This is a genomic window from Micromonospora alfalfae (assembly GCF_022230925.1).
In the GTDB taxonomy this organism is placed as follows: domain Bacteria; phylum Actinomycetota; class Actinomycetes; order Mycobacteriales; family Micromonosporaceae; genus Micromonospora; species Micromonospora alfalfae.
In genome coordinates, this window is sequence record NZ_JAKKFH010000001.1 from 1 (window position 1) to 20129 (window position 20129).

Genomic DNA, 20129 nt, shown 5'->3' on the forward strand with positions numbered 1-20129 from the left:
CCGGCGGCCGTGTGCCGGTCGTACCCCCAACGCATGGAGAACGTAATGCCGAACGTATCCGTCGTGATCCCCACCACGGGCCGCCCCAGCATCGCCGACGCGGTGCTCTCCGCCCGATCCCAGCAGGGCGCATCCGTGCACATCGTGGTCGTCTGTGACACCCCGGAGGTGCCGCAGACAGTGCGGAACCTGGGGCAGCACATCGACCGGGTGGTCTGCACCGGCGGTGGCCGGCGCGGGTCGTACGCCCGCAACCTCGGAGTCACCCACGCCATCCCGGGCAGCCACGTCGCGTTCCTCGACGACGACGACACCTGGCTGCCGACCAAGCTGGCGGCACAGGTGCCAGCGCTCGAGCGGGTCGCGGCGGCCGGGTTCCGCCCCGTCGTGTCATCCCGGATCCTGCAACGCAAGGACGGCGCCGAGCCGCTGCCGGCACCGGCCCCCGCCGAGGTGATCCCCGACGGCATGCTGCCCGAGGACTACCTGTTCCGCCGCCGTCACCTCGGCATCGGCCGGCAGTCGCTGCCCACGTCGACGCTCCTGACCACGTACGAATTGGCGACCGAGTGCCGCTGGGACGAGACGCTCCCCCGACACCAGGACTGGGACTGGCTGGTCCGGGTCGCCCGGCTGCCCCGGGTGAAGATCGTCCAGGTGGAGGAGGCGACGGCCGTCTACACCGTGGGCAGCCCCGGGTCGATCTCGGCCGGCGCCGACTGGCGTACCTCGTGGCACTGGGCCCAGCGCTGGGAGGGAGTGTGGGCGCCGGGGACCTTCTCGGACTTCATCGCGGCCCAGACCCTCCGCTACGCTCTCCAGGCCCGAGACCGGGAGGGCGTACGGGAGATGGTGCGGGCGATCCGCCGCAACTCGCCTCCGTCCGCCCGGAACGCGGTGCTGGCGGCGCTCGGGCTCGTACCCCGGTCGACCCTGGAACGGGTCGCCATGCGCAAGTCGAAGGCCCCCAGCAGCCCCACTCGACCGCTTGATACCGAACGGCCACACTGATGCGTCTGCACTTCGTACTGCCGCAGCTCGAGCCGTACTACGGCATGGAGCGGGCCGCGGTCCTGGTGATGCGTGGGCTCGCACGTCACGGCGTGGAGGTGTCCGCGACCGTCCTGTCCCGGGGAGTCCCGCAGGGGCTCGACGATCTCCGTGTCGACACCCTGGACCTCGGGTCGCGGCTCACCCGCCTGGTGGAAGCTGTCCCCCCGCTGCGCCGCCGGTTGCGGAGCCTGCCGCCGGACGTGGAGGTCGTCGCCAGCGGTTTGTGGGGCAGCGTGCCCGTCGGGGCGGCTCTGGCTGGCTCATCTCGGACGTTCATCGCCTGGGAGCACTCGCTGCTGCCCGAGCGGATGCGGGCCGACCGTCGGGTGCGGATGCTCGCCCGCGCGTCCGGGTTCGGTGCTCTCCGGCCGCGGCTCGTCGTGGCCGTGTCCGACGGGGTGGCCCGGACGGTGCGCAATCTCCACTCCGGGTCACGCGTCGTCACGATTCCCAATCCGGTGCCGACCGCGCCGTTCGTCCCGCCCCGGCCAATCGCCGACCCGGCGCGGATCCGGCTGGTCACCACTGGCGCGCTGCGCCCCCTGAAGAACCACCTGTGCGCGATCGACGCGCTCGCGGAGTTGCCCACCGCCTACCACCTGACGCTTGCCGGAGACGGCGAGGAGCGGACACTGCTGGAGACCCGGGTGCGCGAGCGCGGCCTGGCGGATCGGGTGACCTTCCTCGGCCGGATCCCCGACGTCCGCGGGTTGCTGGCCGACGCCGACCTGCTCGTTCACCCGTCGCTGGCGGAGACCTTCGGTTTCAGCCTCGTGGAGGCAGCCGAAGTGGGTCTGCCGGTCGCCGCGATGCCGGTGTCCGCCGTCGACGAGATGGTGCCGGACCTGGTGCCGGGCATGCTGACGACGGCCCCGACCTCGACCGCCCTCGCCGAGGCGATCAGGCACCTGACGGGTTACGGCCGGCCCGGGCCCGTCGAGTTCGAGAAGGCCTGGCACGCCCGCTCGGTCGCCTTCGATCCGGCCGGAATCAGCCGACAATGGGTGGAGGCGGTACGACGATGACCCTCGCCCAAGGAGCGGTCGACCTCGTGGGCGAGCCGGACCGCAGCGCATCACCACGGCACCGGGCGCCTCGCCGGGGTGACGCCTTCCTGCGCAAGTCCGGCAGGTTCTTCGTGGGAACCCTGCTGCGGACTCTCGCCCAGGGAGCGCTCTTCGTGCTGCTGGCGCGGGAAATGCCCATCGACACGTACGGCCTCTTCGTCGGCATCACGGCCCTGGTGGCGGTCATCTCGCCGTTCGCGTCGGCCGGGGCACCGAGCCTGATCTTCCAGAGTCACGCCGACGCGCCCGCCGAGTGGGCCCGACACCTGGCCCGAGGGCTGATGTTGTCGGTGGTGTTCGGGGCTGGTGCCACAGTGCTCGTCGCTGCGGCGGGCGCGCTGATCTGGGGTGCCCAGGCGAGCCTGGTCGACCTCTTCTGTCTGGCCTTCGCCGATCTGGTGGCCTGGCGCCTCATCGAGGCGGTGGCCGCCTCGGTCCAGGCCCGGGGCCGGATCCTGCTCGCCTCCGTCATTCCCGCGTTGCTGCAGGTCGCCCGGTTGGTCGGGGTCATCGCGCTGGCCGCGGCGGCCGGACCGGTCACCCTGCACGCGTGGGCGGTGACCTCGGTGCTGCTGTCAACGGTGGTGTGCGTGGCAGTGGTCCTGGGTGGCCTACGAGGGGCAGGTCGGACTCCGCTGGAAGTCCGGGGATCGTTGGCGCAGGCGCGTACCGGCATGCTGTTCGCCGTGGGTCTGTCCGCTCAGACCGTGTACAACGATCTCGACAAGGTGATGCTCTCCAAGCTGGGGACCACGGAGAGCGCGGCCATCTACGCCGCGGCGTACCGCGTTGTCGACTTCGCGTACACGCCCGCCAGGTCGATGGCGGCGGTCGCGTACCCCAACTTCTTCGAGGCCGGGCGAAACGGACCTCGGGCCGCACTGCGGCTCACGCGCAAGCTACTGCCGCGCTACCTGGCGTTCAGCGTGCCGGCATCTCTCCTTCTCGTCGCGTTCGCCTGGATGATGCCGGTGGTCTTCGGTCCCGAATACGAGGCCGCGACCCTTGCCCTGCAGGGCCTGAGCGCTCTGCTGGTACTGAAGGCGATCCACTATCTCGCCGCCGATACCCTGTCCGGTGCCCGGATGCAGGGACGCCGGACGGTAGCCCAGATCGCGGTCGGCGTGGTCAACGCCGGCCTGAACGTCTGGCTGATTCCGGCGTACGGGTGGCAGGGTGCGGTCGTGTCGAGTCTGGTGTGCGACGCTCTGCTCGCCGTCCTGCTGTGGGGGTGCCTCGTCGCTGCCCTGCGACGCGACCCGCCCCGCGAGGCCGACGCCGAGGCGGCATCGGCAGCTGACCGAGAAAGGGTCTGACGTGACCACCATCTTCGGTGTCCTACTGACCGTCGGTGGCGTCGCGGTAGCCCTGTGGTTGATCCGAATCCGGCGGAACATCGCCGCCTCCTTCGGCGACAGTGCGACAGCTGTCGCTCTGGTCGGGTTCGCCGTGCTCACCAACGCGGCGCCAGCGGTCGCCGGCGACAAGAGTTCGGTGCTCATCGGCGTGCTGCTGATCGCCCTGCTGGCCTGGCTGGTGTTGTCCGGCCGGGCGGTTCTGCGCGGACCATCCGACGTGTGGCTGCGGATCTCGATCGCGATGGCCGGGGCGCTGCTGGTCTGGTCTGCCGGCGTCGACGCCCTCACCGGCGGCGGGTTCTACGGTTCGCGGCTGCCGGCGTACGGGGCGGCAGCGCTGCTGCTGCTCGCCATCTGGTTGATGGCTGCGCGCACCGCGGTGAGTGTCCGGACGATGGCCTACACCGGGCTGGCGGTCCTGGCGCTGCTGACCATCCCGACCGCCGTGTACGAGCAGTCGTGGCGACTCTGTACCGGCGGGAAGCTGGAAAAGTGCTCGGTGGCCGGGGCGCTGTTCAAGAGCTTCTACAACTCCGAGAACTACGTGGCGATGCTCGCGTCGTTCACCCTGGTGGCCGCGTTCTGCGCGATGCGCCGCAGTGAGTTGGTGGTGACGACGTCGTTCTGCCTGCTGGTGATCGTCGCCACCGGCTCCCGCACCAGCTACCTGGCCGTCGGGGCGGTATGCGCCTGGGTGCTGGCCGCACTCCTCGTACAGCGCCTGCGACCGAGCCTGCAGATCCCCTTCGCGATCTGCGTCGCGTTCGTCATCGGCGCACTGACAGCTGCCACGTACCTGACCTGGAGCGCGTCGAAGACCACGCTGAGCAACAGGGGCAACATCTGGGTCGCGGCCCGCGAGTACCTGAACGGTCGGGAGGCCGTCGGGGTCGGCGTCTCGAAGTGGTTTCACCTGCAGGACATCGGAGCGGCACCCACCCACTTCTTCCACTCCGGGTACGTCCTGGTCATCTTCTCCGGCGGGCTGGTCGCACTGACCCTGTTCGGCCTCTGGGCGGCCACCCTGATGCACCGGGGCGTCGAAGACGGGCAGGCGTTCACCGCCAAGGCGCCGCTCGTGCTTCTGATCGTCTACTCGTTCACCGAGGTCGTCTGGAACCCACTGTCGGTGGACGGGCTGACCTGGATCGTCGTGCTGCTGGCTCTCACCACTTCGGTGTCCGCGCCCCCCGCGCGCACTCCGGCGCCGGGGCCGGTGGACCTGGTGGACCGACCGGCGCCCCTGGCCGGGCTCCGGCGACTCATCGGCCGGCAGGACAGCCGGGCCGCCGCTCTCAACTGAACCCGCGAAGCGCAAACCAGCCCTCGCAGTCCCCGGCCCTCGACCGGGCCGTTGCTGGGCGGACTATCCGCCGGCTATCGGAAGCCCCTGGAAGGCCAGCAGGCCGGCCCCGGCGGCGTTCACACACCAGGGCCCGGCATCGCCCCGGTAACTCAGCCGGTTTGCGCCGTCGGCCGGGCCGGACAGGCTCAGCACGAGCCGTCCTCCCTCGCGGTACTCGACGCCGGTGACGGTGGCGGTGCCGCCGTCGATCGTGAAGTCGGTGCCCGCGCCGGCCCGGACGGTCAGTGGGTCGACGCTACGGAGCTGAACCACCACCTGGGTACGCCGAGCGTCGGTGAAGGCGGCCGACCGGGGGTTCGGGGCCGCCACGCCCTCGCCGGGGCCACGGTGGATGTCGCGGGCCAGGACCGCGAACGCCTGATCGCCCAACTCGCGGTAGCCCTGTTCCCAGGCGAAGTGGCAACCCTCCCGGCCCGACAGGGCGGTGGTCGACAGCACAGTCACCTTCAGGGTGTCGGCCATCCGTCGCTGGGCCTCACGCAGCGGGCCGCCGGAGGTGTTTCCGCACGGTGAGCTGCCGACCTGGACGACGTAGTACCGGGTGCCGCCGTCGGTCCGGACGCCGACCTCCCGACGCCAGTCGGTCAACAGCGCGCTGAACCCGGCGACGTGCCCGGCGGCGTCGTTGTTGTCGGCCTCGCCCTGGTACCAGAACACCGCACGGACCTCGCCGATGACGTTGGCGGCGGTGAGTCGTTGCCGCAGGCGGCCGTAGTTGGTGCGCAGGTCACCGGGGTTGCCGTCGTTGCGTTGGAAGAACGACACGACCTTGCTGCTCTCCGCGCCGTTGATCACGGCCACCGGCACCTGGTAGGTGTCCATGAGTCGGTGGGCCGCGCGGATCCCCCACTGGCCGACCGAGCCGGGCTGCCGGACCGTACCCGAGACGGCGTAGTTCCAGGTACGGTCCGCGCCGGAGAGGACCCGGTCGCCCGTGGTCGAGCCGAAACTGCGGACGTACGGGGACTCCTCACCGATCGACGAGCCCCGGTGACTGGCCGCCACCGCGTTGGACTGGCCCTGGATGACGTACACGTCGCCGGACACCACGCCCTCCCACAGGGCCGCCCGTCGGGCGACGCCGTCGCCGAGCACGTGCAACTCGAACCGGTACTCCCGAAGCGCGGCGGTGATCCGCTGCCGGAACGCGAACTCACCACGAGCCCCGACGGGCACCGTCTCGTCCCAGCCGTCGGCTCCGCTGACGACCTTGAGTCGGACGGCGCGGACCCGCGGGTCGGTAGTCCTTCCCGCCACCGGCACGACAGCGCCGCCGGCCGCGTCCCGGGGGTACAGCTGCCGGTCCCGGGGGTGCTGGCTGACGGTGAGCACCGACGCGCGGGCGTAGGTGGTCAGCCGACGTTGGGTGTACGTGCCGGCATTACCGGCGGTCGTCCAGTCGGGCTGACCGGTGGGGGCGGTCCCGATGCCCACCGACAGCGGCTGGTCGGTCGAGGTGAACCCGTTGACCGCGAGAACGGTCTGCGGGACGGCGGGCGCCGGGCGGGTGGCCGCGACCGTGTGCACCTGGAAGGAGCCGTACCCGATCGACGAGTACACGTCGTCGTCGGAGTCGTACCTGTCGGCGGCGGCACCGGGGATCTGACCGGAGCTGGCCGGCCCGTACTTGTTCGGCCACATCTCCAGATAGCCGGTGAGACCGGTGCCGGTGGCCAGGCCCGGCGCGTTGGTGGCGACCTCCAGATCGGCGATCCGTTGCCTGACGATCTGACCGGCCCGGGTCGGCAGGCCGAGGCGTCGAGCATCGGTGGTGAACGGCGACATGGCGGTCCACACCCACTGCGTACCGGTGGGGCCGGTCAACTCCAGGCAGTAGCCGACCCGGTCGAACCCGCCGGCCACCACGCCGGTCCGGTCGAACGAGAGAGCCATGGGCCGTTTGGGGTCGTTCCGCTCGGGCAGGTCGAGGGCGCTGACCGGGGTGAAGCCGGCCATACCGTGCGCGTTGGCGGCGCAGGCGGTGCCGTCTATGGGCGCGACGGGCGGCGGAGTGTCCACGTCGGCCGCCGACCAGGCGGCGTCCGGTGCGCCGGTCCTCGTCGGCCACCAGCCGAGCACGGGGACGGCCGCCAGCAGCAGGACGACCACCCCGAAGCCGATCCAGGCCGGTCGGGGCACCGATCGGAGGCGGGCCCACGGAGGGTGGGGAGGAGACACCCGGAGAACCTCCACAGTGTGGGCAGCGTGTCGTGCCCCAGATTAGGCGATGCGCCGTACCCGACGACGCCGGCACGACCTACTGCCGAACCGGTGCCGATCCGGGGCGTAGGTCTGTCCCGCTGTCTGAAATGATGCCCGCCATGGCCGCAACGAGCACGACAACGGCGGCGGGTAACCGCTCTGCCGGTGTCGACCTCCTCCGGATTGTCGGGATCGCCGCGGTTGTCGCGGGCCACGTCTGGAGCGACAGCTTGACCCGCGCGTCCATCTACACCTGGCACGTGCCCGTGTTCTTCGTCCTGACCGGCTACTTCTGGTCGCCCGGTCGACCGCTCGGTGGGGAACTGCGCAAGCGGTGGACGACCCTGGGCGTGCCCTACGTGGTCTGGTTCCTCATCCTGGTCGCGGCGCTGCTCGCCGCGGACGCCGTGACAGGCCAGGTGGCACCGGGGACCATCGGTGACGCGCTCTACGGCGGCACGGCCGCGGTCCGACCGTTCTCCGCCTTCTGGTTCGTCTCGGTGCTCTTCATCGCTGCTGTCGCGTTCCGGTGGCTGGAGCGGTTCCCCGCCGCTGTCGCCTGGACGGTCGCGGTGATCGGCCTGGTCACGGCGTACCTCGCGCCCAGCGTTGTCACCGCCGGCCCGCTCGGGCTCTTCCTGGTCCCGGCGTGCCTGGTCTTCGTGCTGGCCGGGCGGCTGCTGCGGCGGCTCCGCCCGCGCCTTCCGGCCAGCGCCGGTGCGGCGTCACTCTCGATCGGCGTCGGCTTCGTGCTGCTCGGCCTCAACCGGGATCTGGACCTCAAGGCCGGCGACTTCGGCTCCCCGGTACTGGGGGTGCTGACCGCGATCCTGATCAGCGTCGGTCTCATCCGGCTCGCGGAGGAACTCGACCTGCGCATCAGCGTGCGGGCGTCGCGGGTGATCAGTCGACTGGCCGGCTGCGGCATCGCCGTCGTGCTCAGTCACGCGGGCATCCTGTGGGTGCTGAAGACACCCCGGTCCGGTGGGGTGGTCGACCTGGTCGCCGCGCTCGTGGTCCCTTGGGCGTTCGCGTGGATCGTCATCAGCACGCCGCTGGGCCCGTGGTTGACCGGCACCCGGATCGGCGGTTCCGCGCGGGCCGCCAGCGGCGTGGCGCCTCGGCCGGGCGCCGCCCAGACCCACTAGAAACGGCTGTTGCGCCGTCGCGCCAGGAGCATCGCCACCGCCACCACGATGGCCACCGCGAGCGCGCCTCCGGCCGCGGCGATCACCGGCACGGCCCAGCTCGACCCGCCTGAGTCGTCGGGCCCCCGGCTGTCGACGGCCGCCTGTCGATACGACTGGGCCAGCAGATTGGCCGGGGAGTTCCGCGCGGCCTCGTCGAACCGGGCGATGGCTGTCGACTCGTCTCCGGCGAAGTACGCGTCGAGGCCGCTGCGGTACTGGTTGTCGGCCTTGCCGAGCGCGTTGGTGACGCCGCCAGCCTGGAGTAGGGCGGTCATGGTGGAGACCGGCACGACGAGGCGGTTCGCCTTGTCGGGCCGCAGCACGTCGTTGTCGAGCATCCCGACGACCCGGCCGCTCGGGTCGATGGCGATCCCGCCCCGCGAATAGAGCCCGAGATCCTCATTGATCCGGTACGGGTTCAGCGGTGTCGAGGTGTCGAGCCCGGTCACTGTCACGGTCTTGGACAGCACCGTGTAGGTCGCGGCGCGGAAACTGGTGTCGCTGGTGCCGTAGCCCAGGACGAGCAGTGACGTCTCCGGGCTGACGCTGGCCGACGTGTTCAGCTCCGCCGTGGGCAGGTTCTTCTGCTCCAGCTTGACCAGGGCGACGTTCCCCGCCTCGATCGGGAGGGCGCGGACGACGGTGCCCGGAATCGCCGGGCTGTCAGTCACCTCGCCCTTGGCGATGTTGAGTTGCCCGTACAGCCGGGACTCCGGCTGATCGGCGGCATTCGCGCCGGTCAGGACCGAGGTGTTCACCCGGCTGCGGGTGTAGGTGCTGATGTCCTTGGCCTGCAGGCTGCCCTCGGCGACGAGTCGGTTGGCCACGGAGTTCAGGGCGCTCCCGACCAGGACGTCCGGGGTGGGCTGCACGCACTGGCTGTTGGTGAGGACGTGCCCCTCGTGTTGGACGACCACACCACTACAGCGCCGGCTGAAGGTCACCGGCGCCTTGTTCAGCAGGGCGCCATCGGCCTTGTTGCGGACGTACCCGGTGAACATGACCTCCACGAAGACCATGGACGGGCCGGCAACGGCAAGTGCCCGCTCCTCGGGGCTGCGCAGGGCGGCCTGCGCCCAGGGCTTGAGGCCGGGGGCGAGCGGGGTCGCAGCCGGAAAGCCTGTGGAGGTGGCGGTCGGCGGGGGATCCGGCTCGCCGGGCTCATCCGAGCTGAGGGCGTAGATGCCGGCGCCGCCACCGACTACTGCCACCAGGGCCAGCGCGGCCACACCGGCCCAGAGGCCGGTACGCCGCTTGGGCGGCGCCGAGGGCTTGATCCGCCGTACGGGGGCGGCGTAGGGGTCGAACTGTGGCACGTCGGCCGGTGGGCCCGACACTGTTGCCGGCGTCGGGGCGACGTCGTGGCCGGCCGGCCCGGCGGGCGACGCGGGTGCGCTCGACGCCGGCGCGGCCGAGACGGGATGGGCAGCCGGCTGGTTCGGGATCGCTGCCGACTGCACCGCCCACGGGGCATGCGGCATGTCGACGACCGGCTGCGGCGCACCCGAAACGGGTTGCGGCACACCCGACACCGGTTGCGGCACACCCGACACGGGTTGCGGCACACCGGACACCGGCTGGGGAGGGGCGGAGACGGGGCGGGGGGCGGCGGGCACCGGTTTGTACTCCACGCCGAGCGCGCGGAACAGCTTCTCCGGGGCGGGTCCGGCTTCGGCGGCGTACGCCACCCAGGGCGCGGCGGCCGAGAAGTCGGCGTACGTGATCGGGGGTCCGTCGGGTGACTGGGCGAGCGCGTTGGCGACCTCGGCGAACGCCTCCCGCCAACCGGGGGCGGCGGCAACCGTCGCGTCCAGCACTGCCACGCTCACGAACCGGCCCTGCTCGTCGATGGCGGCCCAGGCCTTGCCCACCGGCGAACCGCCCAGCAAGTGGGTGAACCTGTAGGGGCCTTCCGGCTGCATGCCAACTCCTCCGCTCGACCGCCAGGCGCATGGTACCGACAGGTGCCACAGTCAGTCGCCCGGCGGTCACCCGTCAACTCGTCGCCGCTGTCACCTTTTGCTGATCACGACCACCGGCTCCGGCCCGGACGTGACGCGTTGCACGCGATAGTCGGCCAGCGCCGCCTGCCACACCGGCTCACTCGGGTGGGTGTACGCGCGGACCAGCCAGACCCGGGTGCCGGGCGGCTGTTCCGCGGCCCTGGCGAGGATCCCGTCGAGGGCGTCTTTGATGGACGGCGCGTCGGCGGCTCTCGGGAGGATCACATCGGCGCGGGTGGGCATGGTGACTGTCCAACCGACGGTGCCGGTGACCGGCGCGACCAACTTCAGCGGATCCTGGTCGGAGTAGAGCGTGAACCCGAACCAGGCGGGCCCGCTGACGACGACGAGGTCGTGTGGCCCCTTGTGCGCGGCGACGTAGCGGGTCGACGATCCGATGTCGGTGATGGCCTGGTGTGCCCGCCAGACCCCGGGTTCGTCGCCGTCCAGGCGGTACCAGCGGTGGTTGACGGCGGCGAAGCTGGCGAGCAGGACGGCGCAGGTCACGGCGGCCACCACACCCTGTGGCAGCCGGGGGAGCCCGCGGCGGACCAGGACGACGGCCAGGTCGGCCAGACCGACGATGCCGATGCCGACCACCAGGCCCGTCACCACGATCAGGAAGTGGGAGGTGCGCGGGTCGAGCAGGGGGTAGATACCCGCGACACCCAGCCCGATGGCCGCCACCGGCAGCAGGAGAACGGCGATTGCCGGGGCGGCGTGTCCGCGTCGGATCAGCGTGAGGACGCCGAGCACGAGCAGCACGGCGAGGATCGGCACGGGTGCGCCGAGCATCGGCGACAGGGCCTTGATCTGCCGCGAGAGGTGTGCGGGCAGCTCGGAGATGCTCGGTAGGAAGTCGTCCCAGTAGTCCCGCATGGCGTCGCTGTTGCCTCTGGCCGACACTCCGAAGTAGACGGCGGCCACGAGTGCGCCGGCGACCAGGCCGGCGACTGCCGCCTCGACCGTCCTCGCCCACTGCCGGCGCACGGCGACGGAGAGCAGCAGACCGCCGAGTACGCAGACCGAGACGATGGCTGTGGTGTGACTCATCAGCATGCCCAGACCCACCGCGGCCACCACCACAGCGAGCCGTCGCCGAGACCAGGAGCGTTCCGTCCAGGTGGCCAGGGCGAGCAGGCAGACCGCCACTGCGGCGTCCGCTGTGTACTGCTTCAGGTCGTGGCGGGTCTGCTGGACCGGCAGGAGCAGGACGGTCAGCCCGGCGACGATGCCGATGAGGATGCCCTGGGCGCGTTCGGACGCCAACGAGCGGCCCAGCAGGTAGGCCGCGACAACTGTCAGCAGTTGGAAACCCAGGGGTACGACCCGGAGGTGGTCGATGTCCGGGACCAGCCTGAGCAGGAAACTCCACCCGATCGGGCTCGACGAGGTCGTCACCGGCAGGTCGGTGAGGGGGAAGCGGACCGAGAGCGCGACCCACGCCTCGTCGCCCCAGTACTGGGCTGTCAGCCACGACCGGATGTCGTTGACGACGAAGAAGGCGCCGAGCAGGGCGATGACCGGCACCGCCTCCCCGACCGTCGCCCGGATGCGTCGAGGAGGGGCCGGACGAGAGGCACGAATGGGCGGGGCGTCCTCGACTGCGACCACAGCGCTCCTTCTCGGTGACGCGATCCTGATCACGCTGGCCGCCCGCATGTTACGAGTCACGGCGGCTGAACGGGGGGCGGGGGGTGACCCGAGGTGGTTGTCTATGAAAGTTTCTATGCATAGAGTCAGCTCATGAATGAAGGAGCTGTCGCGGCACCCGCTGACCGGGTGCTCGACCTGTTCCAAGGGGTGCGGCTCACCCCCACCCAGCGCCGAATCGCGCACTGTCTGGTGCAGCACGCCCCCCGCGTGGCGTACCTGTCCGCCGCCGAGGTCGCCGAACTGGCCGGCGTGAGTCAGCCGTCGGTCACCCGGTTCGCCGTCGCGCTCGGCCACGACGGCTACCCGGCGCTGCGCCGCCGGCTGCGGGACCTCACCGGCTCGACTCCGGGCGGATCGACGGACGCCGGCAACGAACTCCAGCAGGCGGTACGCGCGGAGATGGGCAACCTGGACCGACTGGCCGGTCAGCTCGCCGACCGGGACCGGATCGCCGAGACGGGGCGCCTGCTCGCCGAGAGTCGCCCACTGCCGGTGCTCGGCCTGCGCGCCGCCGCGCCGCTGGCCGCGTACTTCGCCTACTTCGCGGCGAAGGTGCACCCGGACGTACGGGTCCTCGACGACGGCGGCAGCCTGCTCACCGACCGCCTGGAGCAGGCGGCCGAGGCCGGGGCGTCCGCCGTCCTGGCCTTCGTGCTGCCCCGCTACCCCCGGGAAACCCTCGACGCGCTGCGCGACGCCCGCCACGCCGGGTTGACAGTTGTGGCGATCACCGACTCGCCGGTCAGCCCGGCCACCGAGCACGCCGACGTGGTGCTCGCCGCCGCGGTCGGCGCGCACCTCGTCTTCGACCTGCACACCGCCCCGATGACCCTGGCCATGGTGCTGTTGCAGGCGATCTGCGACGCCACGCCGGCCGACACCCAGCGCCGACTGGAGGCGTTCGAAGCCTCCGCGGCCCGCCGACAGTTGTTCCTCGGTTGACCGGAGGAGAACCAGAGATGACGCAACCCATTCGTGCCGCACGGGGCAGCCAGCTCACCACCCGCGGGTGGCAGCAGGAGGGCGCCCTGCGGATGTTGATGAACAACCTCGACCCCGAGGTGGCCGAACGCCCCGACGACCTGGTGGTCTACGGCGGCACCGGCAAGGCGGCGCGGGACTGGCCGTCGTACCACGCGTTGGTCCGCACACTGACCGACCTGCGCGAGGACGAGACGATGCTGGTGCAGTCGGGCCGCCCGGTCGGGGTGATGCGCACCCACGAGTGGGCGCCCCGGGTGCTGCTGGCCAACTCGAACCTGGTCGGCGACTGGGCGACCTGGCCGGAGTTCCGCCGCCTCGAACAGCTCGGCCTGACCATGTACGGGCAGATGACTGCCGGTTCGTGGATCTACATCGGCACCCAGGGCATCCTCCAGGGCACCTACGAGACGTTCGCGGCGGTGGCCGCGAAGAGGTTCGGGAGCACCCTCGCCGGCACGCTGACGCTGACCGCCGGCTGCGGCGGGATGGGTGGCGCGCAGCCACTCGCGGTCACGATGAACGGCGGCGTCTGCCTGATCGTGGACGTGGACCGCACCCGGCTCGACCGTCGGGTGCACGACCGCTACCTGGATGAGGTCGCCGACTCCCTGGACGACGCGATCGCTCGGGTCCGCGCCGCGAAACGGGAGCGCCGGGCGCTGAGCGTGGGCGTGGTCGGCAACGCCGCCGAGGTCTTCCCGGAGTTGCTGAACCGGGGCGTCGAGATCGACATCGTGACCGACCAGACCAGCGCGCACGACCCACTCGCGTACCTGCCGGTGGGGGTGGAGCTGGCCGAGGCCCGGGACTACGCCGCCGCGAAGCCGGCCGAGTTCACCGACCGGGCCCGCGCGTCGATGGCGACGCACGTCGAGGCGATGGTCGGCTTCCTCGACGCGGGCGCCGAGGTGTTCGACTACGGCAACTCGATCCGGGGTGAGGCGCAGCTCGGCGGTTATCAGCGCGCCTTCGACTTCCCGGGCTTCGTGCCCGCGTACATCCGGCCGTTGTTCTGTGAGGGCAGGGGTCCGTTCCGGTGGGCGGCGCTCTCCGGCGACCCGGCCGACATCGCGGCCACCGACCGGGCCATCCTCGACCTGTTCCCGGAGAACGAGTCGCTGGCCCGTTGGATCAAGCTGGCCGGTGAGCGGGTCGCCTTCCAGGGCCTGCCGGCCCGGATCTGCTGGCTCGGTCAGGGCGAACGGGACCGGGCGGGCGTGCGGTTCAACGACATGGTCGCCTCCGGCGAACTCTCCGCCCCGGTGGTGATCGGCCGGGACCACCTGGACACCGGCAGCGTCGCGAGCCCGTACCGGGAGACCGAGGGGATGGCCGACGGCTCCGACGCCATCGCCGACTGGCCGCTGCTCAACGCCCTGGTCAACACGGCCAGTGGGGCTTCCTGGGTGTCCATTCACCACGGCGGCGGGGTGGGCATCGGCCGGTCGATCCACGCCGGGCAGGTGTGTGTGGCCGACGGCACCGCCCTCGCCGGTCAGAAGATCGAGCGGGTGCTCACCAACGACCCGGCGATGGGCGTCATCCGGCACGTCGACGCCGGCTACGAGAGCGCCCGCGAGGTCGCCGACCGCACCGGCGTCCGGGTGCCCATGACCGAGGGCGGACCCGCGTGACCGACGACCTTTCCGCCCGGTTCCGGGCGCTGTGGGACGAGATCGCGCCGGTCGGACGGGACGCCGGCAGCGGCGGCTATCTGCGGTACGCGTTGACCGAGCCGGAGCGGGAGCTGCGCGCCTGGTTCCGGGCGCAGGCCGAGCGCCGTGCCATGCCGGTCACCGAGGACGGCAACGGCAACCTCTTCGCCCAATGGGGTGACCCGGGAGCGTCCGACGCGGTGCTCACCGGCAGTCACTTCGACTCGGTGCCGCACGGCGGGGCGTACGACGGGCCGCTCGGCATCGTGAGCGCGTTCCTCGCCGTGGACGAGCTGCGCGCCGCGGGCGTCACCCCCGGCCGGCCGCTGGTGCTGGGTGCCTTCGTCGAGGAGGAGGGGGCGCGCTTCGGCGTACCGTGTCTGGGGTCGCGGCTGCTCACCGGGGCGCTGTCGGCCGAACGTGCGGCCGGCCTGCGCGACGCGGCCGGGGTGAGCTTCGCCGAGGCGCTCGGTGACCGGCCGGCGGGCGCCCGCCCGGAGTTGCTGCGCCGGTTCGGCGCCTTCGTGGAGTTGCACGTCGAGCAGGGTCGCGCGCTCGTCGACACCGACGCGCCGGTCGCCGTGGCCAGCGCGATCTGGCCGCACGGCCGGTGGCGCTTCGACGTCGTCGGCGAGGGCAACCACGCGGGCACCACCCGGATGGCGGACCGCCGCGACCCGATGCTGACCTACGCGTTCACTGTGCTGGCGGCGAACAAGGAGGCCCGGCTGCGCGGCGCGCACGCCACTGTGGGCCGGGTCGCCGTCGAACCCAACGCCACTAACGCGATCCCGTCGAAGGTGACCGGCTGGCTGGACGCCCGGGCGGCCGACCCGGAGACGCTGACCGGGCTCGTCGACGCGGTACGCGCCAAGCTCGCCGAGCGGGCCCGCCGCGACGGTACGACGGTGACGGTCACCGAGGAGTCGGCCACCCCGGTGGTCGCCTTCGACAGCGGGCTGGCCAACCGCCTGGCCACACTGCTCGACGCGCCGGTGCTGCCCACCGGGGCGGGGCACGATGCCGGAGTGCTCGCCGCGTACCTGCCCACCGCGATGCTCTTCGTGCGCAACCCGACCGGTGTCTCGCACTCCCCCGCCGAGGCCGCCACCGACGACGACTGCGCCGCCGGGGTACGGGCGCTGGCCCGGGTGCTGGAGGAGCTGACATGCCGGTGAACGGGGTGGCGAGCCGCTCCTCGGACGGCACGGAGTTGCGGCGCCGGTGGGTGCGGGGTCTCCGGCGTGGCGAGGTGCGGCATCTCCTGTTGTCGTCCTTTGGAGCTGATGTCGTAAACGAATCAGCCGGTGAGCCCCAACTGTCGGCGTCACCCCGGCCGCGGGTGTCAACCCGGCCGCGGGTGTCAACCCGGCCGCGGGTGTCAACTCGGCGGCTGATGTCAACCCGGCGGCTGATGTCACCCCGGCCGTTGATGTCGCAGACGATTCAGCTCCAAAGGAGGCGAGCGGCATGACCACCACCCGCTGGCTGGCCGAGTACGCGTGGCTGCCCGAGCACGCCGAGCCCACCCCCGACGTGCTGATCGAGGTCGAGGACCGCCGGATCACGGCGGTGACGCCGCTGACCCCCGGCAGCAGGCCACCGGCCGGGGTCGAGGTGTACGCCGACGCGGTGCCACTGCCAGGCCTCACCCTGCCGGGCCTGTCCGATGTGCACTCGCACGCCTTCCACAGGGCGCTGCGCGGGCGTACCCACGGTGGGCGGGGTGACTTCTGGACCTGGCGGGACCAGATGTACGCCGTCGCGGACCGGTTGGACCCGGACACCTACCTCGCGCTGGCCCGGGCCGTCTACGCCGAGATGGCGCTCGCCGGGATCACCTGCGTGGGCGAGTTCCACTACCTGCACCACCGACCGGACGGCGGCGCGTACGACGACCCGAACGCGATGGGCGCGGCGCTGGTGGAGGCCGCCGCGCACGCCGGGATCCGGCTCACACTGCTGGACACCTGCTACCTGACCTCCAGTGTGGACGGTCGGCCCCTGGCCGGGCCGCAGCGCCGCTTCGGTGACGGTGACGCGGGCCGCTGGGCCGAGCGGGCGGCAGCGCTGCAACCGACGGACCCGCACGTCCGGGTCGGCGCGGCGGTGCACTCGGTGCGGGCCGTCCCGGCCGATCAGCTACGCACTGTCGCCGACTGGGCCCGGGAGCGGCAGGCGCCGCTGCACGTGCACCTCTCCGAGCAGCCAGCCGAGAACGACGAGTGCCGGGCCGTGCACGGGCGCTCCCCCACCGCGCTGCTCAACGAGCACGGCGTGCTCGGGCCGAACACCACCGCCGTCCACGCCACCCACCCCACCAGCGCGGACCTGTCACTGCTCGCCGACAGCCGGACCGGGGTGTGCCTCTGCCCGACCACCGAACGGGACCTCGCCGACGGCATCGGCCCCGCCCGGCTGATGGCCGACGCGGGCATCCGGTTGAGCCTCGGCAGCGACAGCCACGCCGTGATCGACCTGTTCGAGGAGGCTCGGGCGGTCGAGCTGGACGAGCGGCTGCGCACCCGCCGTCGCGGTCACTTCGCGCCGCTCGACCTGCTGACCGCCGCCAGCGTCGCCGGGCACGCCGCGCTGGGCTGGGCCGACGCCGGGAGGATCTCGGTGGGTGCCCGCGCCGACCTGGTGACGGTACGCCTGGACAGCGCCCGCACCGCCGGGGTGCCGCCGGTGGGCGTGTTCTTCGCCGCGAGCGGGGCGGACGTCGAGCAGGTGGTGGTGGACGGCCGGGTGGTGGTGGCCGAGGGCCGACACCTGACCGTCGACGTGCCGACCGAACTGTCGTCAGCGATCGAGGCGGTGACACCCGCATGAGCGGCAGCCTGCTTGTCGACAACATCGGGGAGCTGGTCACCAACGGTGCCGGCGAAGGCCCGCTCGGCATCCGTCGCAACGCCGCACTGCTGGTCGAGGAGGGCCGGGTGGTCTGGGTCGGGCAGTCCGCGTACGCGCCGGCCGCCGACCATCACATCGACGCCGGTGGGGCGGCCGTGCTGCCCGGTTTCGTGGACAGCCACGCCCACCTCGTCTTCGCCGGGGATCGGGCCGCCGAGTTCGCCGCCCGGATGGCTGGTCAGCCCTACACCGGCGGCGGCATCCGGACCACAGTCGGTGCCACCCGGGCCGCCACGGACGAACAGCTGCGCGCCACAGTGCGCCGGCTGCGTGGGGAGGCGCTGCGCCAGGGCACCACGACCATGGAGATCAAGAGTGGGTACGGCCTGACCGTCGCCGACGAGGCCCGCTCACTGCGGATCGCCGCCGAGACCAGCACCGAGACCACCTTCCTGGGCGCGCACGTGGTGCCCGCCGAGTACGCCGACCGCCCCGACGACTACGTGGGACTGGTCTGCGGGCCGATGCTGGCCGCCGCCGCTCCGTACGCGAAGTGGATCGACGTGTTCTGCGAGCGGGGCGCCTTCGACGTGGACCACGCCCGCGCCATCCTGGCCTGCGGCCGGGCCGCCGGGCTGGGCGTACGGCTGCACGCCAACCAGCTCGGCCCCGGCCCCGGGGTGCGGTTGGGCGTGGAGCTGGACGCGGCCAGCGTCGACCACTGCACCCACCTGAGCGACGCCGACGTGGCCGCGCTGGCCGACACTGCCCACAGCGACGGGTCGGGCACCCGCACCGTGGCGACGCTGCTGCCCGGCGCGGAGTTCTCCACCCGCTCGCCCTACCCGGACGCCCGTCGGCTGCTCGACGCCGGTGTCACTGTGGCGCTGGCGACGGACTGCAACCCCGGTTCGTCGTACACCTCGTCGATGCCGTTCTGCGTGGCCCTCGCGGTCCGCGAGATGCGGATGACACCGGCGGAGGCGGTCTGGGCCGCCACCGCCGGTGGCGCGCGGGCGCTGCGCCGCGACGACATCGGTGTCCTCACCCCCGGCGCGCGGGCCGACCTCGTCATCCTCGACGCGCCGTCACACCTGCACCTTGCCTACCGGCCCGGTGTCCCCCTGATCCGCCAGGTAATACGCAACGGAGTTCCGCAATGACGCACGTGACCATCCAGCCCACCGGGATCTCCGCCGACGACGTGTTCGCGGTGGCCCGCGGCACCGCCACTGTCGTCCTCGCCCCGGCCACCATCGACGCGATGGCGACCAGCAGGGCCATCGTGGACGGCATCGAGTCGTCGGGCCGTCCCGTCTACGGGGTCTCCACCGGGTTCGGCGCGTTGGCCAACACCTTCATCGCACCGGAGCGACGGGCCGAGCTGCAACACGCGCTGATCCGCTCGCACGCCGCCGGGGTGGGCGCCCCGATGCCGCGCGAGGTGGTCCGGGCCATGATGCTGCTGCGGGTCCGGTCCCTCGCCCTGGGCCGATCCGGGGTCCGGCCGCTGGTGGCGGAAGCCCTTGTCGACCTGCTCAACCACGACATCACCCCCTGGGTGCCGGAGCACGGCTCGCTGGGCGCCTCCGGTGACCTGGCGCCGCTGGCGCACTGCGCGCTGGTGCTGCTCGGCGAGGGCTGGGTGCTCGGCCCCGCCGGTGAGCGGCAGGACGCGGCAGACGCGTTGACAGCCGCCGGGCTCAAGCCGATCGAGCTGGCCGCCAAGGAGGGGCTGGCCCTGATCAACGGCACCGACGGCATGCTCGGCATGCTGCTGCTGGCCATCCACGACGCGGCGCACCTGTTCGCCATGGCCGACGTGACGGCAGCGCTGGCCATCGAGGCGATGCTCGGCTCGGAGCGGCCGTTCCTGCCCGAGCTGCACGCGATCCGACCACACCCCGGTCAGGCGGCGTCGGCGGCGAACATCCACCGCCTGTTGCAGGACTCCCGGGTGATGGACTCGCACCGCGACGACCTGGCGCACGCCGTGCAGGACGCGTACTCGATGCGCTGCGCGCCGCAGGTGGCCGGCGCGGCCCGCGACACCCTGGACTTCGTCCGCACCGTCGCCGGCCGGGAGCTGGTGTCAGTGGTGGACAACCCGGTGGTGCTGCCGGACGGCCGGGTCGAGTCGACAGGAAACTTCCACGGCGCACCGCTCGGCTTCGCCGCGGACTTCCTCGCCATCGCCGCCGCCGAGGTGGGCGCGATCGCCGAGCGGCGGGTGGACCGGCTGCTCGACGTCACCCGCTCCCGGGAACTGCCGGCGTTCCTCTCCCCCGACGCCGGGGTCAACTCCGGGCTGATGATCGCCCAGTACACGGCGGCCGGGATCGTCGCCGAGAACCGTCGACTGGCCGCCCCCGCCTCGGTGGACTCGCTGCCCACCAGCGGAATGCAGGAGGACCACGTGTCGATGGGCTGGGCGGCGGCCAAGAAGCTGCGCACCGTCCTGGACAACCTGACCAGCCTGCTCGCCGTGGAGCTGCTGGCCGGGGTACGCGGCCTCCAGCTGCGCGCCCCGCTGGAGCCGTCCCCGGCCGGTCGGGCGGCCGTCGCCGCGCTCGGTGCGGCAGCCGGCGAGCCCGGCCCGGACGTGTTCCTCGCCCCGGTGATGGAGGCGGCCCGTGCCGTCGTCGCCGGACCGGAGTTGCGCGCCGCCATCGAACAGGAGGTCGGCCCGCTGGGCTGATCTCCAGCGGGTCGCTGTCGTCCGCCGCGGGTCAGGCGGCGGGC

General features: G+C 72.1%; 14 protein-coding genes. 11 read left to right on the plus strand and 3 right to left on the minus strand.

Going from position 1 to position 20129, the window contains the following annotated elements; translation table 11 throughout:
- Positions 1 to 45: 45 nt before the first annotated feature.
- Genes MED01_RS00005 through MED01_RS35990 form a run of 4 tightly spaced genes read left to right on the plus strand, consistent with a single transcriptional unit; the run spans position 46 to position 4781 of the window.
- On the plus strand, positions 46 to 1011 hold the full coding sequence (locus tag MED01_RS00005; RefSeq protein ID WP_238666457.1) for a glycosyltransferase family 2 protein: 966 nt from the start codon (positions 46 to 48) through the stop codon (positions 1009 to 1011).
- Positions 1011 to 2078, plus strand: a complete 1068-nt coding sequence (locus MED01_RS00010) for a glycosyltransferase (RefSeq protein ID WP_238666458.1) — start codon at positions 1011 to 1013, stop codon at positions 2076 to 2078. Before MED01_RS00005 ends, MED01_RS00010 begins: the two co-directional genes overlap by 1 nt.
- Entirely contained in the window at positions 2075 to 3436 is a 1362-nt protein-coding gene (locus MED01_RS00015; RefSeq protein WP_238666459.1) for a lipopolysaccharide biosynthesis protein, read from the plus strand. Before MED01_RS00010 ends, MED01_RS00015 begins: the two co-directional genes overlap by 4 nt.
- Before the next feature lies 1 nt (position 3437).
- Positions 3438 to 4781: an O-antigen ligase family protein gene (locus MED01_RS35990; RefSeq protein WP_238666460.1), complete on the plus strand. Its 1344-nt coding sequence runs from the start codon at positions 3438 to 3440 to the stop codon at positions 4779 to 4781.
- Between the two features lie 63 nt (positions 4782 to 4844).
- On the opposite strand, the gene MED01_RS00025 is transcribed toward MED01_RS35990, so the two are convergent.
- Complete coding sequence (locus tag MED01_RS00025; protein WP_238666461.1) at positions 4845 to 6983, minus strand: sialate O-acetylesterase; 2139 nt, start codon at positions 6981 to 6983, stop codon at positions 4845 to 4847.
- A 182-nt stretch (positions 6984 to 7165) separates the two neighbouring features.
- On the opposite strand from MED01_RS00025, the gene MED01_RS00030 reads away from it, so the two are divergent.
- On the plus strand, positions 7166 to 8194 hold the full coding sequence (locus tag MED01_RS00030; RefSeq protein WP_238666462.1) for an acyltransferase family protein: 1029 nt from the start codon (positions 7166 to 7168) through the stop codon (positions 8192 to 8194).
- Here MED01_RS00030 and MED01_RS00035 read toward each other — a convergent pair.
- Positions 8191 to 10158 (minus strand): trypsin-like peptidase domain-containing protein, encoded by a 1968-nt coding sequence (locus MED01_RS00035; RefSeq protein ID WP_238666463.1) that lies wholly within the window; start codon positions 10156 to 10158, stop codon positions 8191 to 8193. The two genes, MED01_RS00030 and MED01_RS00035, sit on opposite strands and share 4 nt — an antisense overlap.
- A 90-nt stretch (positions 10159 to 10248) precedes the next feature.
- The gene (locus tag MED01_RS00040; RefSeq protein ID WP_238666464.1) at positions 10249 to 11853 is read right to left on the minus strand and encodes a DUF6541 family protein; all 1605 of its coding nucleotides are present in this window, start codon (positions 11851 to 11853) and stop codon (positions 10249 to 10251) included.
- 132 nt (positions 11854 to 11985) lie between these two features.
- Between MED01_RS00040 and MED01_RS00045 the strand changes: the two genes are divergently transcribed.
- From MED01_RS00045 to hutH, 6 genes are all read left to right on the plus strand, one after another.
- On the plus strand, positions 11986 to 12837 hold the full coding sequence (locus tag MED01_RS00045; protein ID WP_238666465.1) for a MurR/RpiR family transcriptional regulator: 852 nt from the start codon (positions 11986 to 11988) through the stop codon (positions 12835 to 12837).
- Positions 12838 to 12854: 17 nt separating this feature from the next.
- On the plus strand, positions 12855 to 14513 hold the full coding sequence (gene hutU / locus MED01_RS00050; RefSeq protein ID WP_238666466.1) for a urocanate hydratase: 1659 nt from the start codon (positions 12855 to 12857) through the stop codon (positions 14511 to 14513).
- On the plus strand, positions 14510 to 15712 hold the full coding sequence (locus MED01_RS00055) for an allantoate amidohydrolase (RefSeq protein ID WP_238666467.1): 1203 nt from the start codon (positions 14510 to 14512) through the stop codon (positions 15710 to 15712). The genes hutU and MED01_RS00055 overlap by 4 nt, the downstream gene beginning before the upstream one ends.
- A 292-nt stretch (positions 15713 to 16004) precedes the next feature.
- Positions 16005 to 17366 (plus strand): formimidoylglutamate deiminase, encoded by a 1362-nt coding sequence (locus MED01_RS00060; protein ID WP_238666468.1) that lies wholly within the window; start codon positions 16005 to 16007, stop codon positions 17364 to 17366.
- On the plus strand, positions 17363 to 18550 hold the full coding sequence (gene hutI / locus MED01_RS00065) for an imidazolonepropionase (RefSeq protein WP_238666469.1): 1188 nt from the start codon (positions 17363 to 17365) through the stop codon (positions 18548 to 18550). The genes MED01_RS00060 and hutI overlap by 4 nt, the downstream gene beginning before the upstream one ends.
- Positions 18547 to 20085: a histidine ammonia-lyase gene (gene hutH, locus MED01_RS00070; protein WP_238666470.1), complete on the plus strand. Its 1539-nt coding sequence runs from the start codon at positions 18547 to 18549 to the stop codon at positions 20083 to 20085. The genes hutI and hutH overlap by 4 nt, the downstream gene beginning before the upstream one ends.
- Positions 20086 to 20129 lie beyond the last annotated feature (44 nt).

Excerpts from the sequence above, each read along its gene's own strand:
- MED01_RS00005 (WP_238666457.1), top strand. The coding sequence starts at position 46 with ATGCCGAACGTATCCGTCGTGATCCCCACCACGGGCCGCCCCAGCATC.
- hutI (WP_238666469.1), top strand. The coding sequence starts at position 17,363 with ATGAGCGGCAGCCTGCTTGTCGACAACATCGGGGAGCTGGTCACCAAC.
- hutH (WP_238666470.1), top strand. The coding sequence starts at position 18,547 with ATGACGCACGTGACCATCCAGCCCACCGGGATCTCCGCCGACGACGTG.
- MED01_RS00010 (WP_238666458.1), top strand. The coding sequence starts at position 1,011 with ATGCGTCTGCACTTCGTACTGCCGCAGCTCGAGCCGTACTACGGCATG.
- MED01_RS00060 (WP_238666468.1), top strand. The coding sequence starts at position 16,005 with ATGACCACCACCCGCTGGCTGGCCGAGTACGCGTGGCTGCCCGAGCAC.
- MED01_RS00035 (WP_238666463.1), bottom strand. The coding sequence starts at position 10,158 with ATGCAGCCGGAAGGCCCCTACAGGTTCACCCACTTGCTGGGCGGTTCG.
- MED01_RS00030 (WP_238666462.1), top strand. The coding sequence starts at position 7,166 with ATGGCCGCAACGAGCACGACAACGGCGGCGGGTAACCGCTCTGCCGGT.
- hutU (WP_238666466.1), top strand. The coding sequence starts at position 12,855 with ATGACGCAACCCATTCGTGCCGCACGGGGCAGCCAGCTCACCACCCGC.
- MED01_RS00045 (WP_238666465.1), top strand. The coding sequence starts at position 11,986 with ATGAATGAAGGAGCTGTCGCGGCACCCGCTGACCGGGTGCTCGACCTG.
- MED01_RS00015 (WP_238666459.1), top strand. The coding sequence starts at position 2,075 with ATGACCCTCGCCCAAGGAGCGGTCGACCTCGTGGGCGAGCCGGACCGC.